Annotated in this window: 19 protein-coding genes, 6 tRNA genes and 2 riboswitches; of the genes, 4 read left to right on the plus strand and 21 right to left on the minus strand. The window is 37.9% G+C overall.

Features of this window, described 5'->3' with window-relative positions; genetic code table 11:
- Positions 1-18: 18 nt before the first annotated feature.
- From HFC68_RS05940 to HFC68_RS05990, 11 genes are all read right to left on the minus strand, one after another.
- Positions 19-483: a CtsR family transcriptional regulator gene (locus HFC68_RS05940; RefSeq protein WP_011673660.1), complete on the minus strand. Its 465-nt coding sequence runs from the start codon at positions 481-483 to the stop codon at positions 19-21.
- Between the two features lie 171 nt (positions 484-654).
- Positions 655-728: transfer RNA gene (locus HFC68_RS05945), tRNA-Pro, on the minus strand.
- A gap of 90 nt (positions 729-818) precedes the next feature.
- Positions 819-892: transfer RNA gene (locus HFC68_RS05950), tRNA-Arg, on the minus strand.
- A 21-nt stretch (positions 893-913) separates the two neighbouring features.
- Positions 914-985: transfer RNA gene (locus HFC68_RS05955), tRNA-Gly, on the minus strand.
- A gap of 4 nt (positions 986-989) precedes the next feature.
- Positions 990-1,062: transfer RNA gene (locus HFC68_RS05960), tRNA-Thr, on the minus strand.
- A gap of 12 nt (positions 1,063-1,074) precedes the next feature.
- A tRNA-Leu gene (locus HFC68_RS05965) sits at positions 1,075-1,156 on the minus strand.
- 42 nt (positions 1,157-1,198) lie between these two features.
- A tRNA-Val gene (locus HFC68_RS05970) sits at positions 1,199-1,271 on the minus strand.
- Positions 1,272-1,498: 227 nt separating this feature from the next.
- Complete coding sequence (serS, locus tag HFC68_RS05975; RefSeq protein ID WP_011673662.1) at positions 1,499-2,779, minus strand: serine--tRNA ligase; 1,281 nt, start codon at positions 2,777-2,779, stop codon at positions 1,499-1,501.
- Positions 2,780-3,057: 278 nt separating this feature from the next.
- Positions 3,058-3,690 (minus strand): deoxynucleoside kinase, encoded by a 633-nt coding sequence (locus tag HFC68_RS05980; RefSeq protein ID WP_002833318.1) that lies wholly within the window; start codon positions 3,688-3,690, stop codon positions 3,058-3,060.
- An 80-nt stretch (positions 3,691-3,770) separates the two neighbouring features.
- A complete protein-coding gene (locus tag HFC68_RS05985) occupies positions 3,771-5,222 on the minus strand; it encodes an amino acid permease (RefSeq protein ID WP_002833317.1) in 1,452 nt (483 codons plus the stop codon).
- Between the two features lie 113 nt (positions 5,223-5,335).
- Positions 5,336-5,513, minus strand: a riboswitch (Lysine riboswitch).
- Between the two features lie 29 nt (positions 5,514-5,542).
- Positions 5,543-6,043, minus strand: coding sequence for a GNAT family N-acetyltransferase (locus HFC68_RS05990; RefSeq protein WP_002833316.1), 501 nt, complete (start codon positions 6,041-6,043; stop codon positions 5,543-5,545).
- Positions 6,044-6,132: 89 nt separating this feature from the next.
- On the opposite strand from HFC68_RS05990, the gene HFC68_RS05995 reads away from it, so the two are divergent.
- Both HFC68_RS05995 and HFC68_RS06000 read left to right on the plus strand, forming a co-directional pair.
- Positions 6,133-6,930 (plus strand): alpha/beta hydrolase, encoded by a 798-nt coding sequence (locus tag HFC68_RS05995; RefSeq protein ID WP_167399723.1) that lies wholly within the window; start codon positions 6,133-6,135, stop codon positions 6,928-6,930.
- A gap of 136 nt (positions 6,931-7,066) precedes the next feature.
- Complete coding sequence (locus tag HFC68_RS06000) at positions 7,067-8,386, plus strand: LCP family protein (protein WP_002833314.1); 1,320 nt, start codon at positions 7,067-7,069, stop codon at positions 8,384-8,386.
- A 60-nt stretch (positions 8,387-8,446) separates the two neighbouring features.
- On the opposite strand, the gene scrK is transcribed toward HFC68_RS06000, so the two are convergent.
- The 9 genes from scrK to HFC68_RS06045 all read right to left on the minus strand — a co-directional run bounded on the left by scrK (position 8,447) and on the right by HFC68_RS06045 (position 15,811).
- Positions 8,447-9,319, minus strand: coding sequence for a fructokinase ScrK (gene scrK, locus HFC68_RS06005; RefSeq protein WP_011673664.1), 873 nt, complete (start codon positions 9,317-9,319; stop codon positions 8,447-8,449).
- 174 nt (positions 9,320-9,493) lie between these two features.
- The gene (locus tag HFC68_RS06010; RefSeq protein ID WP_002833312.1) at positions 9,494-9,985 is read right to left on the minus strand and encodes a threonine/serine exporter family protein; all 492 of its coding nucleotides are present in this window, start codon (positions 9,983-9,985) and stop codon (positions 9,494-9,496) included.
- Positions 9,986-10,000: 15 nt separating this feature from the next.
- Positions 10,001-10,747, minus strand: a complete 747-nt coding sequence (locus HFC68_RS06015; RefSeq protein ID WP_011673665.1) for a threonine/serine exporter family protein — start codon at positions 10,745-10,747, stop codon at positions 10,001-10,003.
- Between the two features lie 132 nt (positions 10,748-10,879).
- A complete protein-coding gene (locus HFC68_RS06020; RefSeq protein ID WP_002833310.1) occupies positions 10,880-11,080 on the minus strand; it encodes a cold-shock protein in 201 nt (66 codons plus the stop codon).
- A 349-nt stretch (positions 11,081-11,429) separates the two neighbouring features.
- Positions 11,430-12,113: a phosphatase PAP2 family protein gene (locus HFC68_RS06025; RefSeq protein WP_167399724.1), complete on the minus strand. Its 684-nt coding sequence runs from the start codon at positions 12,111-12,113 to the stop codon at positions 11,430-11,432.
- Positions 12,114-12,137: 24 nt separating this feature from the next.
- Complete coding sequence (locus tag HFC68_RS06030; protein WP_011673666.1) at positions 12,138-12,785, minus strand: HD domain-containing protein; 648 nt, start codon at positions 12,783-12,785, stop codon at positions 12,138-12,140.
- Positions 12,782-14,344, minus strand: a complete 1,563-nt coding sequence (gene rny, locus HFC68_RS06035; protein WP_011673667.1) for a ribonuclease Y — start codon at positions 14,342-14,344, stop codon at positions 12,782-12,784. The genes HFC68_RS06030 and rny overlap by 4 nt, the downstream gene beginning before the upstream one ends.
- A 138-nt stretch (positions 14,345-14,482) precedes the next feature.
- Positions 14,483-14,896 carry a hypothetical protein gene (locus HFC68_RS06040; RefSeq protein ID WP_002833306.1) on the minus strand — a complete coding sequence of 138 codons (414 nt, stop codon included), beginning with the start codon at positions 14,894-14,896 and terminating at the stop codon, positions 14,483-14,485.
- Between the two features lie 30 nt (positions 14,897-14,926).
- Positions 14,927-15,811, minus strand: a complete 885-nt coding sequence (locus tag HFC68_RS06045; RefSeq protein ID WP_011673668.1) for an RluA family pseudouridine synthase — start codon at positions 15,809-15,811, stop codon at positions 14,927-14,929.
- Between the two features lie 128 nt (positions 15,812-15,939).
- A riboswitch (THF riboswitch) is annotated at positions 15,940-16,035 on the plus strand.
- Positions 16,036-16,103: 68 nt separating this feature from the next.
- Between HFC68_RS06045 and HFC68_RS06050 the strand changes: the two genes are divergently transcribed.
- Both HFC68_RS06050 and HFC68_RS06055 read left to right on the plus strand, forming a co-directional pair.
- Complete coding sequence (locus HFC68_RS06050; RefSeq protein WP_002833304.1) at positions 16,104-16,658, plus strand: folate family ECF transporter S component; 555 nt, start codon at positions 16,104-16,106, stop codon at positions 16,656-16,658.
- A 72-nt stretch (positions 16,659-16,730) separates the two neighbouring features.
- Entirely contained in the window at positions 16,731-16,877 is a 147-nt protein-coding gene (locus HFC68_RS06055; RefSeq protein ID WP_011673669.1) for a hypothetical protein, read from the plus strand.
- Positions 16,878-16,925: 48 nt separating this feature from the next.
- Here HFC68_RS06055 and HFC68_RS06060 read toward each other — a convergent pair whose 3' ends face one another.
- On the minus strand, positions 16,926-17,714 hold the full coding sequence (locus tag HFC68_RS06060; protein WP_011673670.1) for a hypothetical protein: 789 nt from the start codon (positions 17,712-17,714) through the stop codon (positions 16,926-16,928).
- Positions 17,715-17,785: the final 71 nt, after the last annotated feature.

Genomic DNA, 17,785 nt, shown 5'->3' on the forward strand with positions numbered 1-17,785 from the left:
GTCTTTCTCTAATCTCTACTATTCATATCTGAGATGATTCAAAATTCCAATCATCACTTTTGCTCTAATTTGTTCTTCTAAATTACGATCGCCAATATTTAAAGTACTTTTGGAAAGGGTCGAGGCTAATAAGCTCGCTTCTCGTTTACTTAGTACGGAGTCTTCATATAAACTGCCTAGAATTGAAATCGCATCACGTTCATCCAATGAATCTCCAATCACCCGTATTAAAGAATCCAAAACATCAATATCGTCAAGAAGTTTAACTTTTTCAATTCTAATGTATCCACCGCCACCACGCTTACTTTCAACCACGTAACCATTTTGAATGGTGAATCTAGTCTTAATTACATAATTAATCTGAGATGGTACGACATCGAATTGATCGGCAATTTCAGAACGGCGAATTTCAATCTCCTCTGAATTAGCCAAGATTTCCTTTAAATACCGCTCGATTATATCTGAAATATTCTGTCCTTGCATAACGACCACCTTTCTATACTCTGACTAATGTTGACTATTATTATACGAGACTGACAGAAAATTGCAAAAAATATTAATTATTCCGCCTTAAAGCTATCAAAACCTTAAGAAAATAAAAAAACTTACCATCAATTAAACATCAATAATAAGTTTATTCTTGACCTATCTCAATCGGGAAAACAAGATTTGAACTTGCGACCCCCACGCCCCGAACGTGGTGCTCTACCAAGCTGAGCTACTTCCCGCCAACCATTATATTCTAGCACAAATTTAAACCGGTGATTTAGAAAACAAAAAAAGCATTAATCATATCCGATTAATACTTTTTTAAGCGATGCACCCAGCAGGAGTCGAACCTGCAACCTTCTGATTCGTAGTCAGACACTCTATCCAGTTGCGCTATGGGTGCAAAATATTAAATTTGGTACAAAGCGGAAGACGGGATTCGAACCCGCGACCCCCACCATGGCAAGGTGATGTTCTACCACTGAACTACTTCCGCAAAATGCCGACTAGAGGATTCGAACCTCCGACCCCCTGTTTACAAGACAGATGCTCTGCCAGCTGAGCTAAGTCGGCTTAAAATCGATATGCGGGCGAAGGGATTCGAACCCCCACACCTTGCGATACAAGAACCTAAATCTTGCGCGTCTGCCAGTTCCGCCACGCCCGCAAATAATTCTATTTTATTAGACCATTGAGAATCGCTTCTCAATGGAGGATACAGGGCTCGAACCTGTGACCTCCTGCTTGTAAGGCAGATGCTCTCCCAACTGAGCTAATCCTCCATAAATCTCTCGTGAACACATTTATATATAATACGGATAAAACTCCGTTATGTCAATCACTTTTGCAAAAAAAATTAAATTTTTCTTTATTAATTTTTTTAATAGCTTTAAATCACCCTTTTTCTCCCATATTTGCTGAAAAACATTTCTAATCAGAGGCTTATCCTTTATGGATTCCATAAAAAAATAAGAGATCTCAATGCGATCTCTTATTTTTAGATAACTATTTACTTTTTACCAATTACAGTTGTCCCTTGCATATAAGGTACTAAAGCTTCCGGAACGTTGACTGTTCCATCTTCATTTTGATAGTTTTCTAAAATTGCAGCTACTGTACGTCCGACCGCCAAACCAGATCCATTTAGGGTGTGTACGTATTGCAACTTACCATTTTCATCGCGGAAACGAATATGTGCACGACGAGCTTGGAAATCAGTACAGTTTGAACAACTTGAAATTTCGCGGTATTTATCTTGAGCTGGAATCCACACTTCAAGATCGTAAGTCTTGGCTGCCGTAAAACTCATATCCCCAGTGGTTAGGGTAATCACTCGATAAGGCAATCCCAATTTTTGAAGAAGGGTTTCAGCATGGGTAGTTAATTTTTCTAATTCATTCCATGATTGTTCTGGCTTAGCAATCTTGACCATTTCTACCTTGTTAAATTGATGCATACGAATCAAACCACGTGTATCTCGTCCGGCACTTCCTGCTTCTGAACGGAATGCTGGTGATAATGCTGTTACGCTAATTGGTAACTTTTCTTCATCAATGATTTCATCTCGATAGTAATTTACCAAAGGTACTTCAGCTGTAGGAATTAAAGTTAGTCCTTCATCTTTTACTTCATAACCGGCATGGGTTTCTTTAAACTTTGGAAATTGACCAGTTCCAAACATTGATGCATCGTTAACCATGTAAGGTGTGATTTCTTCTGTAAAGCCAGCTGCATTATTTTGATCTAAAAAGAAATTGTAAACTGCTCGTTCAAGACGTGCACCATCCCCAACATAATATACAAAACGACTACCAGCAACTTTAGCTGCCCGTTCAAAGTCTAAAATACCAAGCTCTTCTCCAATTTCCCAGTGAGCCTTAGGCGTAAAGTCAAAAGTCCGTGGTGTTCCATTACGACGTTGTTCAACACTACCCTCTTCAGTTAAACTAACCGGTACATCTTCATGTGGTAGATTAGGTAGATGAGCAGCTTTGCTTTCAACTTCTTCGGCAATATTTTCCAGTTGTTCGTCTAAGCCTTTAATATCTTGGCTCACTTTACGCATTTCTTGAATTTTATCGTTAGCGTCTTCTTTATTACGTTTTAATTGTGAAATTTGATCAGACACTTCATTACGAAGCTTTTTCAAATTTTCACTCTTTACAATCAATTCACGGCGTTCATTATCCTTAGCCAATAAATCGTCGATTGCTTCAGGTTTTACGCCCCGAGTTGCTAATTTAGCTTTGACGTCTTCTACATGATTACGAATCATTTTCAAATCTAACATAATTACATCCTCCTTAAATATAGAAAAAGAGCCTCTATCCACATTGGGACGAAGAGACTCTTTTCGCGGTACCACCCAAGTTCACCTGCTTATATAAGCGGTGCACTCAATCCGACGATAACGGAATCACCGTGTGGCATTACCCACCTTTTAACTAGCGCCGGAGTTTCGGCTAATCCTTTCCACCATGCGGATCTCTCTAAAAACCTACTTTAAACGCCTTTAATTTCTCTATTAATTTATAAACTAATTCTACAAAAAAGCCGGGTAGATATCAATTAAATTGTGGCAATCTTTTCATCAATTAGTTGAATAACTTTTTGACGAGCTTCTGGATTTTCCACAAAATCATATTTATCACCGTCAATTTTAATTTTAGCACTTTGATCATAATTATCGAACCAAGCAACATAGCGCTTATTGAGTTCGTGATAGTATTCGTATAATGATGGATCATTTTCGATTTGTTCGAATGAACGACCGCGCTTTTTGATCCGTTTTAACATTGTATCAAACGAAATATCAATATGAACTAGTAAATCGGGATTCTTCTTATATGAAAGACGTGGCAACTCTTGCATCATATTTTTAAGTAACGAATCGTAAATATCCACTTCTGTATTAGTTGCTCGTCCTAAATCAGCGTTCAAATGGAACAAAAGTGAATCTTCATAAATCGAACGGTCCATAACACTACGAGCATCGCTATTAGCTTGCTTGATACTATCCATACGTTTATTCAAAAAGTAAATTTGAAGTAAGAACGCATAGCGTTTAGGATCTTTGTAGAAAAGTGGCAAAATTTTATTATCATCTACTGATTCGTAATAAGCATCACTTTCCCAGTGACTTGTTAATAATTCTGTAAGTGTTGTCTTTCCTGCGCCAATTGGGCCTGATAAAGCAATCATTATAAGAAATACCTCTTTTTTCGTTTTTTAGCACTACATATTGTACCACCAAACGACCCCAAAACAATATCTTGAAAAAATTATTCTTTCGTGATATCTGGACGCGATAAATCGATTTCTTCCAGCGGTATTAACTTCGTTTTATATCTAATTTTATAATAGGTATACAACACAATGAATAGCGGAATTGCCATGTACGTAATCCCAATTGCTTGCCAATCGAAATTAGCAATGGAATGAATATCTTGTCCCGCAATCACAATAATACTGAGAACAAAGGCAAAGAGTGGTCCAAATGGGAACCATTTTGCACGATATCTAAGTTCTGACACGTCATGTCCTTGTTTAATAAAAGCCCGACGGAACCGCCAATGAGCAATCGCAATACCGACCCAAGCCACAAAGCCAGTCAGTCCACTGGCAGCAACTAACCATATATAAATTTTAGGTCCCATAATACTGGAAATAAAGGTTAGCAATCCTACGATAGTTGTACCAAGTAAGGCCAGGTATGGGATTCCTCGCTTCGAAGTTTTACCAAAAATTTTGGCAGCAAATCCTTGTTTCGAAAGCGAATATAACATTCTAGTCGAGGCATACATCCCCGAATTAGCTGAGGATAGTACTGAGGTCAAAATAACCGCATTCATTACCCCAGCTGCTCCTGCTAGTCCTGCCCGACGGAACACAAGGGTAAATGGACTAATGGAAACATCACGGGCTGATGATCCTAATAAATTAGGGCTTGTATAAGGGATGATACAAGCAATCACAAAAATTGCTAAGATGTAAAATAGTAAAATTCGCCAAAATACTTGGCTAATGGCCTTCGGAACACTAGTTTCAGGTGTTTCAGATTCGCCAGCTGTAATTCCAATCAATTCTGTACCTTGAAACGAGAAACCAGCCACAACGAAAACACTAAGAATAGCAGGGATCCCACCCACAAACGGGGCTTTATGATACACAAAGTTTTCTAAATATGTGGCTTTACCTCCCATAATTCCAACAATGGTTAAAACTCCTACGACCAAAAATATAATAACCGTGACTAACTTAATTAAAGCAATCCAATATTCAGTCTCACCAAAAGCTTTAACCGTCAAAGCATTTACCAAGAAAACTAGCACTAGTGCCAACAGGCTCCAGATCCACCCCGGAGCGTGAGGAAACCAGAATTTCATAATCAAGGCAATGGTACTAATATCAACTGCAACCGTAATAGCCCAGTTAAACCAGTAATTCCATCCCATTGCAAAGCCAAAGGCTGGATCAACGTATTTAGTTGCGTACGTTGAAAACGAACCCGAAACCGGCATATAAGTCGCCATTTCTCCTAAACTAGTCATGAGGAAATAGACCATGACCCCCATCCCAACGTAAGCTAATAATGCACCACCGGGACCTGCAGTGGAGATTGCCGATCCACTGGCTACGAATAGTCCTGTACCAATACTTCCACCCAGTGAAATCATTGAAATATGTCGCGTCTTTAAGGCACGCTTAACCTGACTACCACCTTGTTCTGCCATAAGAAAACCTCCTATAAAATAAAAGAGGCGCTGTTGATTTTCAAAAAACAAAATAAAAAGCCTTTTTGTGAGCATTCCTACGCACAAAAAGACTGTTTAAAATCATTAGTCAAATCGTAGATAGCGCTCCGCAATTTTCATTGCGACAGTCTCTGGCTTATTCAACCAGAGCCCAAATCGTACATGAATAAGCATGTAGTCATTTCGGCCTCTTTTCCTTTCAATTCGGGTCATTGATGCTTAGTCATCTAGCCGGATCTACTAATAATTGAGGCAACCTCTTCTTTCGATGTGATTCAAATTATAACAAATCTGTTCAATTATTCAAGTAATTTTACATTTAATTCGTAGCGATACTCTTTTTGTGAGGATTGATCATAACCAGAGATTCCCGTGGTAATCTTTTCTAAACGCTTAAAACCATTGCGCTTTAGTACTTGCTGAGAGGCATAGTTGTCAATACAAACATTAGCAAAAACTTTAAAATCTCGTTTATTTCGATTTTTCAAGTTTTTAATTGCAAAATGTACTGCTTTTGACATAATACCTTGGTTCCAATACTCTTCACCCAATAAGTATCCTATTTCATATATATCTTCTGCAGCTGGCTGAAAAATAAAAATTCCGCCCACAACTTGGTCTGCTTCGTTGACGATTGCTAAAAAGCCTTGACGTCCAACCATCCCTTTAAACGCCATCCATTGTTCAAACGCGTTTGTCAGAATCTTCATCCCCGCTGATTTAGCAATCTTTCGATTATTAGCTAACGCCTGATAATTACTAAAATCATCTTCTAAAAAATATCTTAATTTAAACTTCATTTCGTAGTTCCTTACCTTTTCTTTGGTGAATAACAGTAAAAAGATTAAAATGTAACCAAATATATAATTCTCAAAAAGGAGTCAACATTATGGAAATTGTTAAAACTAAACTTAATCATACTAATTCTAAATCAAAAGCCGAATTAATTTCATATATATCGCCCAATTTAACTGATCAAAAAAGTCCATCTTTAATCTTTGTGCCCGGTGGATCCTACACCCACATCGATTTAGCTCAAGCTGAAAAAGTTGCCTTACGTCTGGAATCATTTGGTTACCAAGTCTCCGTTCTAAGGTACTCCTTGGTTGATGAAGTTCAGCCACTTTATCCAGCTCCCTTAATCGAATTAGCCGAAGCAATGGATATTACGCATCAAAACGCTGAAAAATGGCAGGTTGACGTTAATCAGATTATTTTAATGGGCTTCTCGGTTGGCGGTCATATCGTCAGCAATTTTAATAATAACTGGAATGCAGCCTGGCTTAGTTCACAAACCCATTTAGCATCAACTACATTGCAGCCTTTTGCAACCATTTTAGGTTTTCCTGTAATTACTCCTAATGATGGTTTTCCTGACGCTAAAACTTTAGCTAAATGGACCACCCATCCTCAACAATTAGCAGCTGATCAAAATGCCACTAAAGACAATGCCCCAACCTTCATTTGGGCAACGGCCGATGATCAGTTAGTTCCATCCCAAAATGCGGTTGATTACTTCTTAGCCCTTCAAGCTCTGCAGGTTCCAACAGAACTTCATCTTTACCAATATGGCCCTCATGGGATGGCTCTAGCCGATGAAACTACCGCCTATGATAACCATCACGTCGATCATCGGATTGCTACTTGGTTAACCACGGCGCTGGCCTGGTTGCATGAATTGAAATAAGTTCGTTATTAATGTCGATATACCAATTTTTTGTGTACTATTTGTTAAACTTTCTTAAACAAAGTTATAGATAATCCATTAATTTGGTATCATATTAATGATTGAATTTTTTAGTATAACTCGGAGGATAAGTTGCATGAATTCTGAATCACCCAGATCCAATTCAAGCCGATTCAGCAGAAACCGGTTCAATTACACACCTGATGACAATAATAACAATGGTGACAACGGTCAAAATAAACAAAACCAGCGCCGAAAACCACGAAAGAAACGACCTCGTAGAAAAAAAACCATCATTGTCGTTTCCATTATTGCTGTTATATTGGCTATCTTTGGGGTTAAGAAATGGTACGATGCCAAAAATGCTGTAGATTCGATTTTTGATAGTGCTAAAATCCAGAAATCACGTGATGTTTCAGCTACCTTAAAGCAAAGTAAACCAATTTCAATTTTGCTTTTAGGTACTGATACTGGGGCCCTCGGGCGTAATTATCGTGGCCGAACAGATACCATTATCGTGGCAACCTTGAATCCTAAAAAGAAAAAAATGACTTTAACTAGCATCCCTCGGGATACGGTTATGTCGATTCCTGGTTACTCAAATTATTCTCCTTCCAAGATTAACGCTGCTTATGATTTAGGTGGAGCCGGTACAGCAATCAAAGCTGTCGAAAAACTACTAAATATTCCCATTGATTATTACGGCTTAATTAACATGGGTGGCTTAGAAAAGATTGTTGACGGGGTTGGTGGAATCGATATCACTCCTAAATTAACCTTCAAATATGGACATGCCGACGTTACTAAAGGTAAAAAAATTCATCTAAATGGTAAGGCAGCACTGGATTATTCACGGATGCGTTATACCGATCCAAACGGTGACTATGGTCGTCAAACTCGTCAACGCCAAGTTTTAATGGCCATTTTACGTAAGAGTGATTCAATTACGGCTTTATTAAACCAAAATTTCTTAAATTCTCTTCAAAAACAAACTAAAACTGATTTAACATTTAATGAACTTTTAGCACTCTCGACTAATTATCGAGTTGCTACCCATCATTTAAAGTCTACTCACCTCCAAGGTAATGGTACTACCATCGATGGTGGTTCTTATGAATTAGTTTCTAAGAGCGAACGTCAGCGTGTTACTAATTTCATCCGTAAAGCCCTTGATTTATCTGCTAAAGAAACTGGGACAACTGGATTAAGCAGTATCTATACTGGCGAAGAAGATGATACCGATACTACCAATTCAGATACTAACAGTTCAGACACTACTAGCTCCTCCACTGAAGATTACGGAACCACAAGCGCATCTTCGGTGGAGACACCGGCTAGTGACACAACAGGCGGTGCAGATAACAACGGAGCTACCACTGATAACACTCCTACAACTCCATCACAAGCTGATCCGCAAGGAAATGCTACTGGTAACTACAACTACTACGGACAATAAAGCTTTAATTAAAGAACAAAGGGCAATCCTGATTTTAAATCGGGATTGCCCTTTTTATAATTATTCCGTTAATAGCTTCTCTGCCAATGCAAAATTACCGACATTCGCTGACCCATTATTTTTAACTTGAGGCATCGTGATATATTGATCCAAATCTGGCACAGTCACATAGCCATTAAGTAATTTATCAAATTCTTTTCGCACTTTCTCTAAGAGGGTTGCATTAGTAACTCCACCACCAAACACAATCTTGTTTGGTCGTAATATTAATGTACTTTGTACAGCTGCTTGAGCAATATAATAAGCTAAAATATCCCATGTCTTATCCGTCAAAGGCACATCCTTACCCTTTTTACCTAATCGCGCTTCAAAAGTTGGTCCAGCAACCAATCCCTCTAAGCAATCACCATGATAAGGACAAACACCCTTAAAATCAAGATCTTCGGGATGACGTTTCAAAGGGACATGTCCCATTTCTGGATGGCCAATCCCACCAATCAAATGCCCATCGATAACCGCACCTGCACCAACTCCTGTTCCAATCGTATAATAAACTAATGAATTAATTTTTTCGTTAAATAGCGTTGACATTGTATACTCCCCATAGGCCGACCCATTAACGTCGGTTGTCCAAGCCATGGGAACATTAATTTCTTTTTTCATGTAACCCAAAAAATCAGTATCTTTCCATCCCGGTTTAGGAGTTGTAGTAATAAATCCATACTTAGGCGACGTTTTTCGAATTTCAATCGGACCAAATGAAGCAATACTTAAAGCTGCTATATCAAATTGTTTAAAATATTTTACAACGGCCGACAATGTCTCTTCCGGGGTCGTTGTTGGAATTTGAATTTGATCTTTCACCTGATAATCTTCGTTCCCAACTGCGCACACAAACTTGGTTCCACCAGCTTCAATACTACCTAATAACATTTACTTTCACTCCTATAACTCAAATTTTTCAAGTCACCATGGCTAAAATTTCGTTAACTTAGATGTCTCTTTCTACTAGTAAATCGCTCTATAAAATGAAAGTCAAGTAACTTTTGTATTCGCTTTCAAAAAGAAATAAAAAAATGTCCAAATTAATTTGGGCATTTTTTAATCCTACTCTTTTTCAGTATTATTAGCACTTTTACTTTTGCTACGTTGTTTGTGTTCCTTCAAAGTAATTATAATTTTACGTTGCAATCGATCGATAAATTCTGCCATTAAAAAACCGATTCCAATTGACCCTGCAATTTCTCCTACTTCTAACATAAAATGCGTTGCCATATCACTGTTAGAAAGCGCAAAGTTTCGAATCATCTGGTATGCTTGTCCTCCTGGAACGAGCGGTACAATTCCAGGAATATTAAAAATAATCATCGGAAGTTTCATTCGCCTAGCAGCGTATAAACTTAATAAAGCAATGACAGTGGTCGCTGTTAAAGCACTTAACGCTAAGCCTAAGCGCACTTGGAGCATCGCCCAGTAAATCGTCCATGACACGCCACCAATGGCACCTGCAGCAATTAAAGCCCGTTTAGGTATATTAATAATAATTCCAAAGCCGATGGTGGCAATGCCGGCCATAAAAAATTCTAGTAGTAATTGCATCTCTTACTCCTTTGTTTACAAAAAACGAAATACGAAGGCAATCCCAAAACCAATTGCACATGCTGATAATAAAGCTTCAATTCCACGAGCCGGACCACTAACCAAGTGACCATTTAAAATATCGCGAACAGCATTAGTTAGTGGCACCCCCGGTACTAACGGCATCACTGATCCAATAATAATATCATCGATAGAATGTCCCCATCCCCAACGCACTGCGAATACAGCTATAATTCCGATTATAATTGATGCAAAAAATTCGCTAATATATTTAATATTTAAAATCCGATTTACAAAATAAAATAGCGTATAGCCTAACGCCCCAGTCAAAGTAGTAATTCCTAAATCAACCATATTTCCAGAAAAGGCTGTCATTAAAGGTCCACTAACTAGGGCTGCTCCAATCACTTGAAGCCAAAATGGGAAGGATGGCGTCGCCTCATCCAAAGTATTTAGTTTTTCGTAAAACTCTTCTAACGTAATATCTTTGTCCGCATAGCGTCTTGAAAAAGTATTAACCGCAGAAACTTTCTCTAGGTCAATCGCTCGCCGATTAATCCCTTCCACCTGAGAGTCCATTGAATTTGGAATTGAAACAATAATTCCAGTAATCGTCCCGAAAATTTTTAAATTATTAACACCTGAATTCATCGCAATTCTTTTCATTGTATCTTCTGCTCGTGACATCTCAGAGCCATTTTCAATCATAATTCGACCTGCAAGTAAGCAAGTATTAATAACGATTTGGTTAGTTTCAATCATTCTTCAAGGCCTCCTCTTCAATTAATTCATTATACCTAATTAATTAATAGTATTTAACTAAATCTTTATGTTTTGCATAAAAAAAGAGTAGGTTGCCGAAGCTCCCTACTCTCATAACTATTTTAATTTAAATTAGTTTTTGTTTACGTTAACTGCTTGTGGTCCACGGTCGCTTTCTTCAACGTCGAAAGAAACTGCTTGGCCTTCTTCAAGAGTCTTGAATCCGTCACCTTGGATAGCTGAGAAGTGAACGAATACGTCACTACCATCTTCGCGAGTAATAAAACCAAAACCTTTATCAGCGTTAAACCATTTAACTGTACCTTGTTCCATTATGAACATCCTCCTGTAAACCTAATCTATATAGTAATAGACGGCATTGTTTAATTTGTAGCTTGAGCCGGTAGTAATGGGGATAGTTCAAAATGAAACGATCTGACCAAAAGCACCTAACCAAAAGCACAAGCTCATTATAGCATGCTCAAAAAAAAAAAGATACCTTCTTTAATATTTTGTTTTAGGCCGCTAAAACATTGATAGATTAATAATTAAAAGGTTTTTCTTCCAAAAAACAAATTATTTTTTAGAAACCGCTTTACCAAAAAAGTCGTTTTGGACCGGTTCGATCAGGAAATAATCAGAAAAAAAGAACCTAAAAGATTAGGCCCTTAAGTAAAATATTTTAATGTTGTCGTTGATGTCGTCCCCCTGAAGGAGCAACAAAGCTGGCAATCCAATCATATAGCATCTGGTAAAGCCATAAAGCAACCCATAGCCACACTATGCCTAAAGCTACCGCCGTAACCGTATCAGTAAGGTAATGAGCCCCCATATAAATTCGTGACCACATTACTAAGACTTGCCATAGAATCAATCCTCGAAAAGCCCAACGCCGCTTACTATCAGACTGAATTGGACGGACAAAATAAAGGTAAATAAAAGCTAACACTAAAAATGCTTCAAAGGTGTGCCCACTAGGCATACTAAAACCTGTTTCTGGAATAATTTGATCAATAGTTGGGCGCGGACGCTTAACCAATTCTTTTAGAATAAACGCTACTACAGCGCCACCAAACATTGTACAAATGACCCAGATAGCATCTACTCGTTGCTGTTCTTTAAACCACAAATATACTGCAATAATGATTGCATAAATTAAACCAAGCTTGGTATCTGCAATCATCGTAATTAAGCGCATGATTGGCTCAAGAAAAGAAAAAGCCGTTCCTTGAACGATACTACTAAATAACTGGTCAAAAAATTGCATAAATGTGTTTTGTAACTTAACACCTAGTGCAAGTAAAACAACAACGGCTGCGGATACAATCACATACCCTCTGGGTATATTATCAGTATCTTTTAACATTCCTAAATCCCCCTAAATTCACTGTTACCATTCTTTTTTAAACTCATTTACGAAGCTTTTCATATACTCCGTCCGTTCTACCGCAATTTTTTGTGCTAAAGGTGTGTTCATGTCATCTTTAAGCTTAAAAAGTTTTTCGTAAAAATGATTGATTACCGTTTTATTGTCACGATATTCATCATGCGTCATTTTTTCACGAGGTTGGATTTCGGGATCATATAAAATATGTCCATGTGCACCCCCGTAATAAAATGTACGGGCAATGCCAATTGCTCCGATGGCATCCAAACGATCCGCATCTTGGACAATCTGTCCTTCCAAGGATAATTTATATTTCTGTCCTAAATTATCAGAAAATGACATATGCGTGATAATATCGAAAATATGAGCAATATCAAAATCGCTAACTCCAAGGCTTCTTAGAAACCGAGCTACTTCATTTTCAGCAACGGCCTGATTCTCAACTAATTTTTCATCAATCACGTCATGCAAATACCCTGCAGCGAAAACTATAAACTGATTTACATTTTCAGTGCGATCATCAATTAAGCGTTTAGCCATCTTAACCACTCGTTGAATATGAGCATAATCATGCCCGGTTAAGTCATCTTGAAGCTTCTCTTTAACAAAACTATCGATTTTTTCTAACTGTGCGGTGTTGTCTTCACTCATGCTTGTTTTTTCTCCACGTATTCTACAATCTCTAACTTTCTAACAACCGTTACCTTCACCTGACCAGGATAAGTAACATCCTCTTCAATCTGATTCTTTACGTTAGTAGCTAAACTATGAATCGTCTTATCATCTGTCTCTTTAGGTTGAACAATTACTCGAAGTTCACGACCAGCTTGGATAGCATAACTTTCCTTGACTTCTGGATGTTTGTTAGCAATCTCTTCTAAGCTCTTAATTCTTTGGATATAGTCAGCCACTGATTCACTTCTAGCACCTTGACGAGCTCCAGAAATGGCATCCGCTGCCTCAACCAAATTAGCAATTACATATCGAGCTTCAACATCCCCATGGTGAGAAGCAATAGTATTCACTATCACTGGACTCTCTCGATATTTGGTGGTCAATTCCACACCCAATTCCACATGAGTCGCTTCAATATCGCGATCAATAGATTTACCGATATCATGTAGTAAGCCTGCACGTCGTGCTAAAGTAGCGTCTTCACCTAACTCAACAGCAAAAATACCTGCTAGCTTAGCAGTTTCAATAGAATGTTCTAAAATATTTTGTCCATAACTCGTCCGGTAATGCATTCGACCAATAAATTTGATTAAATCCGGCGCAACATATTTTAATTTCAATTCTCGAACCGCGTCTTCCCCATACTGGCGAATACGCTGGTCAATTACTTTATTAGCCTTATTAACCAACCGTTCGATTGTATCTGGAACAACTCGTTTCTCAGTTTTAATCATTTCCATGGTTTCCATGGCCACTGCTCGACGAACTGGGTCATATCCGTTAAGAATGACCTCTTTTTCTTGATCATCAATCACAATATCTACACCAGTTAATGCTTCAATTGCTCGTACATTCTGACCCGAATTTCCAATCAGTTTACCAAGATATTCAGCATTTTCTGCAATAAAACTGCGGTGATTTTCGGCTTGACCTCTTGGAACATCACTATGTTCCATGGCTAAAGCTATCAAATCCTCAGCTTCACGCTCGCAGGAGCTTTCTAATTCGGTTTGAGCGTTATTAACAAACTCATCTTTAGAACGAATTGCATCTTGTTTAGTTTCTTTCAAAACCAACTTTGAAGCTGCTTGCTCTTCCAAATCAGCAACTTCCTGAAGTTTATTCCATCGATCAGTAATTAGTTGTTTAGCTTCGCCTAAAGTTGTCCGTACGTTGTCACGTTCTTGTAATAGACTTTGTCTTTTTTTAGCTAATGCATCTGCTCGATTAGTTAACACAATCTTTTTTTGGTTCAATAAGTTCATTCTTTGTTCAATCCACGCCTCTTTACGTTGATTATCATGTAGATCATCTGCGAGTTCTTGGTCAATGGTCTCTTGATATTGTTGAGTTTCTTGAACACTATTTTTTTCATATTCAGCCACTTCGGCTTTAGTTTTTTGCCGTTCATGTTCAATAATTTTTTCTGCCGCTTTGCGGGCTTGCGCTAATGTTTCACTATGCTTTTTGGCTCGCAACCCATACCCTACTCCAATGGAAGCCAATAGCAAAACGACGATCAAAATCGTTGCCATCGCGTCGCCCCTTTCTTTTTAGTCGAAGTTAATTATATCATAAAAATATATTCAAAAAGTTGGTACAAAAAAAGAGCTTCTTAGAAGAAACTTACGTTAATTCGCTCCCCATAGTCCGCTCTTTTTAAATGTAAAATTTTATTGTTCCACCATGCGCCACATACCTTCGCCAGCTTTTTCCATATCATTAACAAAACTCAATACCATTTTGGCACGATCGGGATCTTGTTCGAATAATTTGTTTAAGCCTTCACCCGTTGTCATTGGAGTTCCTAGATTAAACTGCCCTTCACCTAAATCTGCTTCGGAAAAGGCTAGGACCCAATCGCCGGTATCAATTTCTGTATATAGAAAGAATAGCGCATATTCGTCACTTAAATAAGCTGGAACTGCCCATACATTTTCCCCAACTTCTTGGGTTGTATTACCCATAAAGTTATATTCTGACGCATTGCTAGCGTTTACCTCATGCGTCATTTGCATCAACATCGCATTAAATTCTGGTTCGCCTAACGTCATTTCTACGTCTTCAAATTCATTTTCTTGTGTCATTTTGTTCTCCTATCTGAAACTGCAATTATGCTACTCTTCCATCCCGATTTGCTTTAAATCATCTGGTAATTCTGCTGTAAAACTAACCTTTTCATCAATAAATGGATCAAAAAATCGGATCGATGAAGCGTGCAAAGCTTGCCGTTTAATTCCTCTATCCATTGGTCCATCGTATAACTGATCACCAACTAGAGGATGACCTGCATTCGCAAAATGAACTCGAATTTGATGGGTTCTTCCTGTTTTTAAGTGAATTTGAACCAGCGTTTGATTTTCAAAACGTTTGAGCACTTTAAAACTAGTAGTGGCTTGCTGTCCATCGTCCCGTACTTCTCGATGAATTCCATCGGCTGCTAACCCTAACGATTGATTAAATGTTCCTTTTTCAGCTTGAACTACTCCATCAACCATCGCTAAATAAATCTTTTTAATTTTATGATGCGCAACTTGTTCACTTAATAAACTGTTAGAAACTTGGTGACGGGCGACCAAAGTTATTCCACTCGTAAATCGATCTAAACGGGTAACTAAATGAGGCATCATATTTTTAGATTCAATGGCCTGCCAATGACCTTTAATCCGGTTGACCAATGTATCTTCTCGATCACTTGGACCAGGGACCGCGGTTAGTCCAGCAGGTTTATTAACTAATAACCAATTTTTATCTTCAAAAATAATGTCTAATGGACCATCACTAATTGCAACATTTTGATCTTGTTCTTCATCAGGCAATTCAATCCAAATTGGTTCAAAAGGCATTAATTTATCACTAAATTCTACATCGTTTTCGTTTTCATCAATCAGGCGACCCTCATTTTGGATTCTTTGCAATAATCTCTGGCTCATCCCTGATCTTTGTAATACTTTTTTGGCACTAATAATTTCTTCTAAGTTATTTTTAAATTGGTATCGCATACGTACTCCCATTCATCTGGCATAATTATTACATCATTAAAGCCATTATATACGATTTTTCATATTAATTAACGAATTCATTCTCTTTATTTTTATTTTAAGTTGGTTATAATGAACTTAGCTCTATCAATGGAGTAGGAATCGATGCGTTAAGTGCCAACAAGACGGAGAGTTGCTTGTTGGACGAATGCTTGTCAGCGATATCGATTCCGCATCTCGCCGTTGAATTGGGAAGTTTTTCATGCTATTTCCTTTTCGTTAAAACGGCCAACTAAAGACTGGAGGGATTTGCATGAAGAATTTTTTTAGTATCAAAAATGTTTTTTCTGTGCGAAATCTAACCATTATGGCTTTGTTGGCAGCATTGGATGTTGTGTTAGCGCGTTATACCACCATCCATTTGACGCCTCAATTTACCTTGGTTAGTTTCGAATATATACCAGCAGCCGTTGTGTCTGCGCTATTTGGACCTTGGGCAGGAATTGTCTTTGGATTAGTTAGTGATACCGTGGGGTATTTTTCTAATCCGGTGGGACCTTACTTACCCATTTGGGCCATCAGTGCTATGGTTGCTAATTTAATCCAATCGATATTCCTATACCCAGGTAAATTCGACTGGTGGCGGATTATTGTGGCACGCCTCTTAGTGATGCTAATTGTCACGATGGGCTTAAATTTCATTTGGCAATCCATTTACTTTGGTGCAGCAGCGGCCGTTTATTACAACTCAGCTCGCATCATTAGTAATATTATTCAATTGCCAATCCAAGTAATTTTAATTCGTATTTTTGGTAAAATTGCAATGCGAACGGTCCAGCGACTCAATGCGAACCGCCAATCCATTTAATAAATTTATTTGCTTTTATCTACCATTCATCATAGAATAGTAATTGATTATTTTTTTCTGAGGAGGATCACCATGAAGTCACCATACAATTCATTTGCACGTGCACGTAAAGTTTCTGGTAAGCGCGAACGTCGTCGCCGTCAAGAACGCGTTGTTGCTATCCAACAATTTGCTAAAGGCAAGACTGAAACAATCGCTGAAACACCAAAAGTTAAATAATAAACTATAAAAAGAGCTGTAAACGAATACTTCGTTTACAGCTCTTTTTTAGTTTACCCGTGTCCATGCGTCAATCGTTTGCCCTTTAGCATCTTTCAGGACTAACCAGCTATTAGTTCCCGCAAAATACAGAAACAACCCCACTTCGTTGACACTTTTTAATATTATATCTTCTGTGGTTTTAAAATCTTTAAAAGATTGTTGATGATCTTCTCGAATTTTCTGTCCCATTTTAGCAGCAAATCCAATTGAACCATTTTTATTCAATGGAACCTCGCGTTTCATTATCGCTCCGGCCCTAATTACCATTTCATTTCGCTTTACCCATTGAATTTCTGCCTGACATTCTTTGGTATCCACATAAAATGGAATCTGACTAACCATTTTATTCCAACGGTGGCTAGGCTTCCCTCCTAGTTTTGACTTTTCTGAAATCAAAACATGATCCGAGCCAAATCGATTAATGATAAAAAGCTGTTGTTGAACAAACCGATCTACTAACTCTTGAACTGCTGGGGGAAGCTTTTCTTTCTTTAAATGTTTTGGCAAAGTCACTTTATTTTTTATTGCCACATGAATGAACCCTTGTAACACATGATGGAGTCTTAAGTTAGCAGGAATAGATATTAAAATTAATCGATCCCAACGATCTCCCTTCACTTTTAACTCTTTTTCTACTTGGAAAATATTTTTAACTTTTCCCTTAAATAATAAAATTCCAATACCAGAATGGTTAACAACTGGTGGTTTAGTTCCATCGTAAATCTTAATTTCGATTGCATCTTCTTTTGAAATAATGTTAGTCCAATGTTCCTTCAACTCGACATTTAACTTCATGAGACCCGCTCCATCGTTTTTCTTCCATTATACTCAGAAAATAAAACAAGAGACCATACCAAATAGTATCA

Origin of the sequence: Pediococcus sp. EKM201D (assembly GCF_011800215.1) — a bacterium.
GTDB classification, from domain to species: domain Bacteria; phylum Bacillota; class Bacilli; order Lactobacillales; family Lactobacillaceae; genus Pediococcus; species Pediococcus pentosaceus.